A 12,003-nucleotide genomic window follows, 5' to 3' on the forward strand; every position below is an offset into this window, starting at 1 on the left:
GTCGCTTTCTGAAAGGGAATCCGGTGGCTTATCGTGCCCCTTCCCTAGTCGGCGCGGCCGATGCCAGCAAGGAGCCGATTTCCATGGTCAGCATCGATGGATCAAAGTTGTAGATCGGCGCTTCGCCGGCAAGCCGGACCAGGCGGGCATGGACTTCGACAAGCCGCACCTTGGCAGCTTCGTCGACACGATCGAGCGCGCCGACCACGGTCATCCGCGCAGCTTCTATGGCGGCGGCGATCCTTTCACGGTCCGGTCGCGCGCCGAGCGCCCCGGCCAAGGCGCCACGTAGCGAGAGGTCAGGATCCCCATGTTCGACGATCCGGGCGAACAGCGCCTGCGCCTTGCCCAGGTCCTGCGCCGCGAAAGCCAGGGCCGCGCCGGGCGATCCTCCCGCGACCGCCAATGCGCCCTTGCGGGTCTCGGCATCGAGTTCTGGTGCTGCATGATCCAGGGCGCGCGAAACGTCGCTTGCCGAAAGTGGATGGAACCGCACCACGGTGCAGCGTGACCGGACTGTCGGCAGCAAGCGGCCGAGAGCGTGGACGACGAGCAGGAAGAAGGTGCCGACGGGCGGTTCTTCAAGGCTCTTGAGCAATGCGTTCACCGCGCTCTTCTCAAGCAGGTCAGCCGAATCGATGATCACCGCACGCCGCCGCCCCAGTGTTGGGCGGGTCGTGAGGCGCCGCTGCAGCGCGCGGACCTGATCGACAGAGATGCTGCGCTTCAACTGATAGGGCTTGCCCTCGTCGCGCTTCTTGGCCTCGTCGTCATTGGCGGGGAGCGGGAAGAGCGTCAGAATGTCGGGATGCGCCTCGACCGGCGGTTGCGGCACTCCGGGTTCGGCAACAAGCTCTGCGGCAGCCGCACGAGCGAAGCTGGCCTTGCCGAGGCCCTCGCGCCCGGCGAGAATCCAGCCATGGTGCATGCGTTCGCCGGCAATGGCCGCGCGCCAGATGCGCCAGGCTTCGTCATGGCCAATCATGCGCTCGCTCATGTGAGAAAGCCTGCGATACGGGCCATGATCCTCGAATGCACGTCAGCGGGCGATCCCTCGGCATCGATCACAGCAAAGCGGTCCGGGTCTTGCGCGGCAAAGGCGCGGAAAGCCTCGGCCACACGGGCATGATAGGGTGCACCGCGGCTCTCGATGCGATCACCCGCGCCACCATCACGCATGGCGAGACGCTGGGCCGACACTTCCGGGCGTACGGTGAGCAGGACCGTAAGGTCCGGCAAGAGGCCCTCGCTGCCGATGCGGTGCAGGTCAAGAACGTCAGTGTCGGAAAGCCCGCCGCCACCGCCCTGATAGGCACGGCTGCTGTCGACGAAGCGGTCACAGATCACCCATGCCCCGCGCGCGATGGCAGGCCGGATGAGCTTCTCGACGTGATCGGCACGGGCCGCGGCGAAGAGCAGGGCCTCGGCGCAGGCGCCCCATCCCTCCCCATCGGTGGTGAGCAGCATGGTGCGGATCGCCTCGGCGCCCGCAGTCCCACCCGGTTCGCGCGTCGTCACGACTTCCAGCCCGCGGGCACGCAAGGCTTCAGCAAGCATCCGCCCCTGCGTCGACTTGCCAACGCCCTCGCCGCCTTCAAGCGCAATGAAGCGGCCCGGTGCAGCGCTCACAGGCCGACCAGCCCCATTGCACCATTGCGCAGGCGGGCCAACACGCCGCCGCGTGCCACATCCTCACCGGCGGCGAGCGGCAGGACATGAACCGGCTCTCCGGGCACGCGAACGAGGAGGCTCGCCACCGTTTCACCCTTGCGGATGGGCGCCTTCAACGGACCCTTGTAGCGCACCGACAGCCTGTACTTGCTCGCTGCTCCCTTGGGCATGGTCACGCTCAGGTCATGAGGCGCAACAAGCGATACCTGGCGAGCTTCGCCACCCTGCACCGCCGCCGAGCCAAGGGCAGAGCCTTTGCGATAGATAGGTTTGGCATCCCAGGCGGCAAAGCCCCATTCGATGAACGCGCGTGACTGGTTGGTGCGGTCAATCGGCCGGTCATAGCCGCCAAGCACCATGACAAGCCGCCGCCCGTTGCGCTGGGCCGAGCCGACGAAGCCGTAGCCCGCCTCGTTGGTAAAGCCCGTCTTCACGCCGTCCGCACCTTCGGTGTGGCCGTAGAGCGGGTTGTGGTTGGGCTGGGTGATGCCGTTCCAGGTCATCTGCGAATGGCCATAGAAGCGACGGTACAGGTCCGGGAAGCGAGTCATCAGCGCGCCGCTCAGCGTCGCCAGGTCCGCAGCGGTAACGTAGGTCTGGCCCTCGTCCATCCAGCCATTTGGCGTGTTGAAGTGGCTGTCGCGCATGCCGAGCTCGTCGGCCGCCTGATTCATCAGCGCAGTGAAGGCGGGGACGGAGCCGGTTGCACCCTCGGCCAGCACGACGCAGGCATCATTGGCCGAAACCGTGACGATGCCCTCGATCAGTTCCGCCACCGTGGGCTGCGCTTCGGCGGGCAGGAACATCGTGCTGCCGACATTGCGCCACTTGCGGAAGGTTTCGGACCGGATCGGGATGCGCTGGTCGAGCCGCAGCTTGCCCTTCGAAATCAGGTCGAACGCGACGTAGCTGGTCATGATCTTGGTGATCGAGGCGGGGACGAAACGCCGATGAGGATTGCGCGAGAAAAGCACGCGCCCTGAACCGACATCGAGCATCAACGCAATCGGCGCGTCGATCCGGGGCATCGAACCGAGCGGATCCGCTCCACGGAACTCTGGCGCCGCGGCTTGCACCGGCAGGGCTGCCAGCGTGGCAGCCATCGCAATTGTCACGACCTTCAAACGCAAGTGCAATCCCCGGACAACGCCGGTCGCTTCGCGCCTATCAGGTCACGGCGCGACAACGACCCTTGCGTCGGCATAGCCGCCCGCGCGAACCTTCGCCAGCGCTGCATCGGCTTGTCCACGATCCTTGTGCGGTCCGACACGCACGCGCCACAGCTTGCCGACCTGCGACACCGAACCGCCGGTCGCCCTGGCGGCGGCATCGGCACGAGCCTGCGTGGAGTATGCGCCTACCTGGATAAGAAAGCCTTTTGCCGAGGCAGAAGTGGGTAAAGGCTTCGGGGTAGCGGGCTTCGGAGTAGCAGGCGGGGGCGCTTCCTTGGCCGCAACCGGCGCATCCAGCCTGGCGGGCGCAGGCTTGGCAGGGGCAGGTTGGGCGGGCGCAGGTTGGGCGGCAACCTTCGGTTCGGGCTTCGCGGGCGCGGCGGGTTTCGGCAAGGTCGGCTCGGCGACGGTGTCGGCCGGCAAGGCAGCAGGCGCGATGCCGAGCTTCCGCTTCAGCGCAGCCAGCAAGCCCGGCGGCGTATCCATCCGTGCGGGAGCCTGATGGCCTGTCCTGAGCAACGCTCGCTCGGCCTCGGGCGGGTTCACACGGCGAACGCGCACAGGTAGGCGCGCACCTGGCGCAGCACCGAGTTGTGTCCATGCGCCCGCCGACAGCGCCACCAGACCATTGCCGGTCATGGGGCCGCGCTCGGTCAGTCGGACGAGGATGGTCTTGCCGGTGTCGAGCGAAGTGACTTCGACGTAGCTCGGCAACGGCAGGGTTCTGTGGGCACCGGAAACGCCCGCCCCTGCGACAGCCTCGGCATAGCCGACCGAATCGTAATTCAGCGTGTCGGCGGGCGTATAGGTCACCCCGTCGACGACGAACGGCGCCCCCAGCACCATCGGATAATCGCCCGCTGGACCTGGGCCACCAGCCTCGGAAACTGCTGAAACGCGGGCATTCGCACCGCCACAAGCAGCAAGCAGCAGCGTGGCAACGAGTGCAATTCGGCTAACGGGAGATCTCATCTGCAAGAAGTCCTACGGACAGAGCGTAAAAGTTCGAGCAGTTGTAATCGAGGATAACCCTATAATTTCCGGTTAGCAGATAGGCGGTCCGCCCTCTGCCATCGGGTTCGAGCAGGCTGGCCATGACATTGTCGCCGGGCCAGCTGCCGCTCCGCGGCACTATGCCCAGAGCGCGCCATTCGGCCATGGTCTTCCACCCGGTATGCCGGTCGAACACGCGCGGGCACCGTGGGCTTTTCAGCGTGGTGCCAAGGCTGTTGCGATCCAGCCCATCCGGCACGCTGACGGCAATGCCCCAAGGCTGCCCCGAACGCCAACCGGCATCGCGAAAGTAATTTGCGATCGAGGCGAGCGTATCGGTGCGGCTGCTCCAGATGTCGGCAAAACCATCGCCATCGCCGTCTTGCGCCACGCGCAGATAGACCGAGGGCAAGAATTGCGGATTGCCGAAAGCCCCTGCCCAGCTGCCGACCAGCTTCGACCGCGGCACGCCCCGATCGACCATCTTCATCGCCGCAACAAATTCGTCGGCAAACAGCTCCCGTCGCCGTCCTTCGTAGGCGAGCGTTGCCAGCGCTCGTGGCAGATCGAAATTGCCGGTATAGCCCCCGTAATCGGTTTCATGGCCCCAGATTGCCATCAAGACCGGCCCAGGCACGCCATAGCGCTGCTCGATCGCGCCAATCTGGCCGCTCACCGCCGCATATTGCCGACGCCCCCGCAGAATGCGCGACGAATCGACATGCTGGCGACGGTACGGCTCGAAAGCCGGGATGGTGCCGGACGATGATCCCGGCTGCGCACGGTCGAGCTGGATGACACGCTGGTGGAGAGTGAGGCCCGAAGTCATTGCCGCAATTGTCGATTCGCGGACGCCTTCAGCCCGTCCACGCGCGGCAAGAAGTTGCAGATACCCTTGAAAGCCTGCCTCTTCCTCATCGGCCTGCCCAGCGGCAGGGCCGGCGGCGAGCAGAGCCATGGCAGCCACTCCAAACGCCCGGATCGCCTTCGCATTCTTCAGAAACATCATCAAACCGATGTCGCACGGAACATCATGGTTGGGAATCCCCTTTGCGACCGACGCCAAACCCGCTAACGGCGAGCCGAGCCAGCATCGCCAGAAGGCGAAGCCGGCAGTGCGGACAGGTGGCCGAGTGGTTTAAGGCAGCGGTCTTGAAAACCGCCGTGGGTGGAAGCTCACCGTGGGTTCGAATCCCACCCTGTCCGCCAAATTTTTAGCTTTCCTCTGACTCCGGGATTTCCAGCGCCTTGACGCTCATGTCGTCGCGGTCGACTGCATGACCCGGCTTGACCGTCTTGCAGCGCCATTCTGCTTCCCAAGGCAGCGGATTCACGGGTTCTTCGATCTCGAATTCCATTGAACTCTCTCCTCACCTTGGAAAGCGACGAGAAAGGCGAGCGTTCCTTCCCAACAAGAATTGTTTCAATTTGGACCTTGTCTTTCAGCAACACGTGTGGGACGCCTCTGAAATAACAGGGGAATGGAGCAACACATGAAGTTCGTCATAAGCGCCGCTGGAATCCTTTTGATTTCGGCCACCACTGGTTTTGCGCAAGAAGCCACATCCCAAACTGCAACAGTCGCCGCAACGCCTACTGCCCAATCCGCAGTTGTTCAGACCTCCGCCCGATTGCTGCCGGCGAGCACTTTGGTTCCGGTAACTCCCGACACCGAGATCACTTCGAAAAAGGTCGAGGTCGGTGACAAGTTCAACTTTTCAGTGGTCAACGATGTGCTGGAAAACGGAACGGTCGCTATTCCTCGTGGGTCCAAGGTCGAAGGAACTATCACGTGGAAGACCGGGAAGGCCGTCGGGGGCAAGTCCGGGAAATTCGAAGTGACATTCAACAAGATCAACGTCCGCGGCACCGACTATGCCATGCGCGGAGTGCATCGCCAGGAAGGCAAGGGGAACACTGTAGCGGCTGTTTTCGCGACGTGGCTCGTGAGCGGACGGTCAGCCGTAATGCAGCCGGGTCAGTTTGTGAACGCGTTCACCGTGGACAGTATCCCTTACTGATTTCACAAGTTAGACAAAGAAGGGCGCGGATGGATGACCGTCCGCGCCCTTTTTGTTGCCAGATGCCGATCCTCAGATGTGGATCGCGCGCCCGTAAGCCGCCAGGACGCTTTCGTGCATCGATTCGCTGATGGTCGGGTGCGGGAACACCGTGTGCATCAGTTCGGCCTCGGTCGTCTCAAGCGTCTTGCCGACGACATAGCCCTGGATCATCTCGGTCACTTCCGCGCCGATCATGTGCGCGCCCAATAGCTCGCCGGTCTTGGCGTCGAACACGGTCTTCACGAAGCCTTCGGGCTCGCCCAGGGCGATGGCCTTGCCGTTGCCGATGAACGGGAACGTGCCGACCTTGAGTTCGTAGCCGGCTTCCTTGGCCTTGGCCTCGGTCAGGCCGACGCTGGCGATCTGGGGGTGGCAGTAGGTGCAGCCCGGAATGTTGGCGCGGTCCATCGGGTGCGGGTGAACGTCCTTGTTGCCGAGCTCGGCGGCAATGGCTTCGGCGGCGATCACGCCTTCATGGCTTGCCTTGTGCGCCAGCCACGGCCCCGGCGTCACGTCGCCGATGGCCCAGAGACCCTTGACGTTGGTGCGTCCATAGCCGTCGATGGCGATGATCCCGCGCTCGGCCTTCACGCCCAATGCTTCGAGGCCGATGTTTTCGGTGTTCGGCACGATGCCGACCGCAACAATGACGTGGCTGTAGTCGGCCTCGGCAACCTTGCCGTCCTTGCCCTTGATCTTCGCCTTCACGCCCGAGGCCGAGACGGCAAGGCTCTCGACGCCCGCGCCGGTCATGATCTTCATGCCCTGCTTGGTCAGCGCCTTTTCGAGGAATGCAGACACGTCGGCATCTTCAACCGGCACGACGCGATCCATCATCTCGACGACAGTAACTTCAGCGCCCATGTCGTTGTAGAAGCTGGCAAATTCGATACCGATCGCGCCAGAGCCGATGACCAGCAGCTTGGTCGGCATCTGCTTCGGCGTCATCGCGTGGCGATAAGTCCACACGCGCTCGCCATCAGCCTTGGCGAAGGGCAGATCGCGAGCACGGGCGCCGGTTGCGACGATCACGTGCTTGGCGGAGATCGTCTCGGTGCCCCCTTTGCCATCGACGCCGCCGGTCACTTCGACCGAAGTCGCTGACTTGAGCACGCCGTTGCCCATGTGCACGGTGATCTTGTTCTTCTTCATCAGGTGCGTGACGCCCTGATTGAGCTGCTTGGCCACACCGCGCGAGCGCTTGACCACCGCGTCGAGGTCGGCGCGGATGTTGTCAGCGGCGAGGCCATAGGCGGCCGCATGCTTCATGTGGTTGAGCACTTCGGCCGAGCGCAGCAGCGCCTTGGTCGGGATGCAGCCCCAGTTGAGGCAGATGCCGCCGAGGTTCTCGCGCTCGACAATGGCGGTCTTCAGGCCGAGCTGCGCGCAGCGGATCGCCGCGACATAGCCGCCGGGACCCGATCCGAGGACGATGACGTCGTATTGGTCAGCCACGCAAATGCTCCTGTCAGTCTGTCTGCGGCAAGGGCCGCGGTTTGCGTTCGTCGTCGATGGCGACGAAGAAGAATCGTGCTTGCGTTACCTTCTGGCGATCCTCGCCGGTGCGGGCGCGGCGCCAGGTTTCCACATCGATGGTCATCGAAGTGCGTCCCGCCTTGGCAAGAGAGGCATAGACCGAAACCTCGTCACCCACATGGACCGGGTGATGGAAAGTCATGCCCTCCACGGCGATCGTCGCGGCGCGGCCCTTGGCCCTTCTTGCCGCGACAATGCCTGCCGCCATGTCCATCTGCGCCATGAGCCATCCGCCAAAGATATCGCCGGCGGGGTTCGCATCAGCTGGCATCGCCGTGATGCGGATGGCCGGTTCGCCCTGTGGTAGCGGATCGGCCATCATTGCACCCCTGCGACTTGTTTCAGGCGATCAGGCTCAGGCCACCAGACCCAGCGGGTTCTCGATCAGGTTCTTGAACGCCTGCATCAGTTCGGCACCATCGGCGCCATCGATGGCGCGGTGGTCGAAACTGCCGGTTGCCGACATGACCGTGGCAATGCCCAGGGCGCCATCGATCACGTAAGGGCGCTGCTCGCCCGCGCCCACGGCCATGATCATCGCCTGCGGCGGGTTGATCACCGCGTCGAAGCTCTTGATCCCGAACATGCCGAGGTTGGAAAGCGAAGCCGTGCCGCCCTGGTATTCGTGCGGCTGCAGCTTGCCCTCGCGCGCCTTGCCGGCGAGCGTTTTCATTTCCGTGGCAATTGCCGAGATCGACTTGTTGCCGGCATCGACGATGATCGGCGTGATCAGGCCAGAAGGCGCCGCAACGGCGACCGAAATATCGGCGCGGCTGTAGGTGCGCAGTTCGTCGCCCGCGAAGCTGACGTTGCACTTGGGAACCTGCACCAGCGCCTTGGCCAGCGCCTTGATGATCAGGTCGTTCACCGAAAGCTTCACGCCCTGCGCCTCGAGCGCCTTGTTGAGCTGACCGCGCAGCTTGAGCAGGGCATCGAGCTGGATGTCGACGGTGAGGTAGATGTGCGGGATCGTCTGCTTCGCCTCGGTCAGGCGGCGAGCGATCGTCTTGCGCACGTTGTTGAGCTTGGTCGCCTCATAGGGGATGCCAAAGTCGGGCACGGCTGCAGGTGCCGGAGCCGCAGCAGGTGCCGCTGCCGGAGCAGAGGCTGGTGCAGTGGCCGCAGGCGCGGCGGTGGCAGGCTTGGCACCTTCGACGTCGGCACGGACGATGCGGCCGTTGGGGCCTGATCCGGCGATCCCCGCAAGGTCAATGCCCTTGTCGGCGGCAATACGCTTGGCCAGAGGGCTGGCGATCACGCGGTCGCCCTTGGCGGCAGGCGCTGCGGCAGCAACAGGGGCCGGTGCCGGGGCAGGCGCTGCTGCAGGGGCAGGCGTTGGCGCGGCTTCCGCCTTCGGAGCAGGAGCGGCCTTGGGGGCAGGCGCAGGTGCGCTGGCATCTTCGTCCTCGCCTGCGATCATCGCGATCACGGTGCCAACCTTCACGCCCTCGGCACCCTCGGCAACGTCGATCGAAACGATCGTGCCCTCATCGACAGCCTCGAACTCCATCGTGGCCTTGTCGGTTTCGATCTCGGCCATGATGTCGCCCGAGGAAACCTTGTCGCCGACCTTGACCAGCCATTTGGAAAGCGTCCCTTCTTCCATGGTGGGGGAAAGGGCGGGCATCTTGATGGCGATGGGCATGGGCGTGTTTTTCCGTGTCCTGATGGCAAGCCGCAGGGAGTCCGTAGCGGAAACCTCCCCTGCACCTTTTGTCACGCCCATTTCACCAGCATGGCGCGTCGGGTCAAGTGGCTTGCCGCTTGCGCCGCATACGAATTTGCCGATACGTGTGCATCGAGAGGACAGTTCGCCATGTCGCAGCGCATATATCTGGTCATCATGGATGAGACTGACGAAGCCAAGGGAGCGCTGCGCTTTGCGGCAAGGCGCGCGGTCCGCACCGATGGCACGGTCCACATTCTTGCCCTGGTGCCGCAACAGCAGTTCGTGGCATTCGGCGGGGTACAGGCCACGATCGAGGAGGAAGCGCGCGATCGGGCGGAAGTCCTCGCCATGACTGCCGCCGGAAGCCTGGCCAGCGAGTCAGGCCTTTCTCCGCAGATCTCGGTGCGTATGGGTGACGGACCGAAAGTCGTGCGCGAATATCTGGGCGAGCACCCCGAAGTCTCCGCGCTGGTGCTGGGCGCGGCCGGAGGCGGCAATCCCGGGCCTCTCGTCAGCCACTTTGCCGGCATTGCGGGGCAGCTCCCCTGCCCGCTGATGATCGTCCCCGGCGCGATCTCCGACGAGGAAATCGACCGTTTCAGTTGATCACTTGCGCTTGCCCTGGTGCCGGATGTTCGATGGGCGACCCCGCTTGCCCGCGGTATAGTTTCCCTGCCGCCTGGGCTTGTGTTCCATCTTGCCGCCACGCCGCTCGATGCGTTGGACGCCTTCGGCAACGTCAACCGGCTCGAACTTGAGCGCCCCTGTAAGGGGGTTGGCCTCGGCAAGCCGCAGCTTGAGAATCTGCCCCATGGCAAACTCCTCGCCGCTCAGTTCACCGATCAGGCGCTGCGCCTTCTCGTCATAGTTGAAACGCTCCGCCCCGAGGGTCGATACCGGCACCAACCCATCGCCACCGAGACCGATAATGGTGGCGAACAGACCGAACTTCTGGACGCCGGTGATTCGCGTGTCGAACACTTCGCCGACCTTGCCCGAAAGCCACGCCGCGACGTAACGGTCGATGGTGTCGCGCTCGGCCTCCATCGCGCGGCGCTCGGCATTGCTGATGGCTTCGGAAACCCGCGCGAGATCGCCCCGGTCACGGTCCGATAGACCGGACGTCGGCGGCAGATCGGCCTTGGGCCGTGGCTGCTCCAGACCATAGGCGTCGACCAGCGCGCGGTGGACCAGCAAGTCCGAATACCGTCGGATCGGCGAGGTGAAGTGCGCGTAGGACCCCAGGCTCAAGCCAAAGTGCCCGGCATTGCGCGGACCGTAGTAGGCCTGCGTCTGGCTGCGTAGCACGGCCTCCATGATCAGCGCCTTTTCCGCCTCGTCGGCGATGTCCTTGAGCATGCGGTTGAAGAGCGAGGGTGTGATCACCTGCCCCAGCGAAAGCTTGCGATCGAATGTCGCCAGATAGTCCTTGAGCGCCACCAGCTTCTCGCGGCTAGGCGGTTCGTGAATGCGATAGACGACCGGAGCGACCTTTGCCTCCAGCGCCTTGGCCGCAGCAACGTTGGCCGCGATCATGAAGTCCTCGACCACCCGGTGCGCATCGAGCCGTTCGCGAATCGCGATCTCGGCGATCTTGCCCTGCTCGTCGAGCACCACGCGCCGCTCGGGCAGTTCGAGGTTCAGCGGATCGCGTGCATTGCGCGCCTTCTCCAGCAGCCGCCACGCGTCCCACAAGTTGGCGAGGTGCGCCTCGGCTTCCCCTGAATCGATGCGCCGCTGCGCTTCTTCATAGGCGATCACTTCGGCGATCCGCACGATCGCGCGGGTAAAGCGCCAATCCTTGATCCGCCCCTCGCTGTCGATCGAGAGGTGGCAAGCCATCGCGGCACGGTCTGCGCCCGATTTCAGCGAACAGACGTCTGCCGACAGCACTTCGGGCAGCATCGGCACGACGCGATCAGGAAAGTAGACCGAGTTGCCGCGCTTGCGGGCTTCACGGTCGGTCTGGCCGCCGGGACGAACGTAGAAGCTGACATCGGCAATCGCGACAAGGGCGTTGAAGCCGCCCTGTCCGTCCGGCTCGGCCCAGATGGCGTCGTCATGATCGCGCGCATCGGCCGGGTCGATCGCCACGATCGGCAGATGCCGCAGGTCTTCGCGCTTGTCTTCGCTGAGCGGCAGCTTCGCCGCCTCCTCGGCCTCACGGAGCGCGGCTTCGGGGAACACGAACGGAATGCCATGCTTGTGGATCGCGATCAGGCTGAACGCGCGCGGCGCCAGCGGATCGCCCAGCACGGCAACCACCTTCATGCCCGAACGCGGTGAGCGCCCCGCAGGCTCGGCCAGCACGAGTTGCCCCGCCTCTGCGCCACCAAGGTCCGAGATCGGCACGGCATTGCGCACGCGCTTGTCGACCGGCGCGAGCCAGCCCTTGCCGGTGCCGTCAAGTTCGACGACGCCCATCAACTGCTCTTCGCCGCCCTGAATCTTCTTCATCGGATGGGCGAGCCAGCCCTTCCCTGCTTCCTCAGTGCGCGCCAGAATGCGATCACCGACGCGCAGCGCAGGGCCGCGGTCCCTTGCCTTGCCCCGTGGTTCCACGACCCGCAGCCGCGGCGGCGGGCTTGCGTCCTCCGGCTGCCAGCTGTCGGGGATGGCGACAGGTTCGCCCTCATCGATTTCGACAATGCGCAACACCGTTACGCGCGGCACGCCACCCATGGCGTGGAAGGCGCTGCGGTTGCCATCGATCAGGCCTTCTTCGGACATGTCCTTGAGCAGCGTCTTGAGCGCGATCTTCTCGGTGCCCTTCAGGCCGAAAGCCTTGGCGATCTCGCGCTTGCCCGCAGGCTCGTCCGATTGTGCAATGAAGTCCAGCACCTGCTGGCGCGTCGGGAGCCCTTGCGGAAACTTGTTCTTGGCCATTGGCGGCATGTGG

General features: G+C 64.5%; 12 protein-coding genes and 1 tRNA gene. 3 read left to right on the forward strand and 10 right to left on the reverse strand.

The features are described from left to right. Nucleotides 1–28: 28 nt before the first annotated feature. The 5 genes from AC1Q5P_RS00715 to AC1Q5P_RS00735 are packed head-to-tail and all read right to left on the reverse strand — an operon-like array spanning nucleotide 29 to nucleotide 4,845. Nucleotides 29–997 carry a DNA polymerase III delta subunit-related protein gene (locus AC1Q5P_RS00715; protein ID WP_492517877.1) on the reverse strand — a complete coding sequence of 323 codons (969 nt, stop codon included), beginning with the start codon at nucleotides 995–997 and terminating at the stop codon, nucleotides 29–31. Then, entirely contained in the window at nucleotides 994–1,629 is a 636-nt protein-coding gene (tmk, locus tag AC1Q5P_RS00720) for a dTMP kinase (RefSeq protein ID WP_492517878.1), read from the reverse strand. The genes AC1Q5P_RS00715 and tmk overlap by 4 nt, the downstream gene beginning before the upstream one ends. After that, on the reverse strand, nucleotides 1,626–2,786 hold the full coding sequence (locus tag AC1Q5P_RS00725; protein ID WP_492517879.1) for a D-alanyl-D-alanine carboxypeptidase family protein: 1,161 nt from the start codon (nucleotides 2,784–2,786) through the stop codon (nucleotides 1,626–1,628). Before AC1Q5P_RS00725 ends, tmk begins: the two co-directional genes overlap by 4 nt. Nucleotides 2,787–2,843: 57 nt before the next feature. Further along, nucleotides 2,844–3,815 (reverse strand): SPOR domain-containing protein, encoded by a 972-nt coding sequence (locus AC1Q5P_RS00730; protein ID WP_492517880.1) that lies wholly within the window; start codon nucleotides 3,813–3,815, stop codon nucleotides 2,844–2,846. Continuing rightward, nucleotides 3,799–4,845, reverse strand: a complete 1,047-nt coding sequence (locus AC1Q5P_RS00735) for a lytic murein transglycosylase (protein WP_492517881.1) — start codon at nucleotides 4,843–4,845, stop codon at nucleotides 3,799–3,801. Before AC1Q5P_RS00735 ends, AC1Q5P_RS00730 begins: the two co-directional genes overlap by 17 nt. 110 nt (nucleotides 4,846–4,955) lie before the next feature. Between AC1Q5P_RS00735 and AC1Q5P_RS00740 the strand changes: the two genes are divergently transcribed. Further along, nucleotides 4,956–5,045 (forward strand) — tRNA-Ser (locus AC1Q5P_RS00740). Nucleotides 5,046–5,050: 5 nt separating this feature from the next. Here the strand turns inward: AC1Q5P_RS00740 and AC1Q5P_RS00745 are convergent. Further along, nucleotides 5,051–5,194, reverse strand: coding sequence for a hypothetical protein (locus AC1Q5P_RS00745; protein ID WP_156452230.1), 144 nt, complete (start codon nucleotides 5,192–5,194; stop codon nucleotides 5,051–5,053). 135 nt (nucleotides 5,195–5,329) lie between these two features. Between AC1Q5P_RS00745 and AC1Q5P_RS00750 the strand changes: the two genes are divergently transcribed. Further along, on the forward strand, nucleotides 5,330–5,857 hold the full coding sequence (locus AC1Q5P_RS00750; RefSeq protein ID WP_052242076.1) for a hypothetical protein: 528 nt from the start codon (nucleotides 5,330–5,332) through the stop codon (nucleotides 5,855–5,857). A gap of 72 nt (nucleotides 5,858–5,929) precedes the next feature. On the opposite strand, the gene lpdA is transcribed toward AC1Q5P_RS00750, so the two are convergent. Genes lpdA through AC1Q5P_RS00765 form a run of 3 tightly spaced genes read right to left on the reverse strand, consistent with a single transcriptional unit; the run spans nucleotide 5,930 to nucleotide 9,080 of the window. Further along, nucleotides 5,930–7,354, reverse strand: coding sequence for a dihydrolipoyl dehydrogenase (lpdA, locus tag AC1Q5P_RS00755; RefSeq protein WP_062348415.1), 1,425 nt, complete (start codon nucleotides 7,352–7,354; stop codon nucleotides 5,930–5,932). A 13-nt stretch (nucleotides 7,355–7,367) separates the two neighbouring features. Then, a complete protein-coding gene (locus AC1Q5P_RS00760) occupies nucleotides 7,368–7,754 on the reverse strand; it encodes an acyl-CoA thioesterase (RefSeq protein ID WP_039332329.1) in 387 nt (128 codons plus the stop codon). A gap of 36 nt (nucleotides 7,755–7,790) precedes the next feature. Next, entirely contained in the window at nucleotides 7,791–9,080 is a 1,290-nt protein-coding gene (locus AC1Q5P_RS00765; protein ID WP_492476211.1) for a pyruvate dehydrogenase complex dihydrolipoamide acetyltransferase, read from the reverse strand. Nucleotides 9,081–9,251: 171 nt separating this feature from the next. Between AC1Q5P_RS00765 and AC1Q5P_RS00770 the strand changes: the two genes are divergently transcribed. Then, nucleotides 9,252–9,710 carry a universal stress protein gene (locus AC1Q5P_RS00770; protein ID WP_039332326.1) on the forward strand — a complete coding sequence of 153 codons (459 nt, stop codon included), beginning with the start codon at nucleotides 9,252–9,254 and terminating at the stop codon, nucleotides 9,708–9,710. On the opposite strand, the gene AC1Q5P_RS00775 is transcribed toward AC1Q5P_RS00770, so the two are convergent. Further along, on the reverse strand, nucleotides 9,711–11,990 hold the full coding sequence (locus AC1Q5P_RS00775; RefSeq protein ID WP_492517882.1) for a ribonuclease R family protein: 2,280 nt from the start codon (nucleotides 11,988–11,990) through the stop codon (nucleotides 9,711–9,713). Nucleotides 11,991–12,003: the final 13 nt, after the last annotated feature.

The organism is Novosphingobium sp. GW835-FHT14H07, assembly GCF_058793515.1.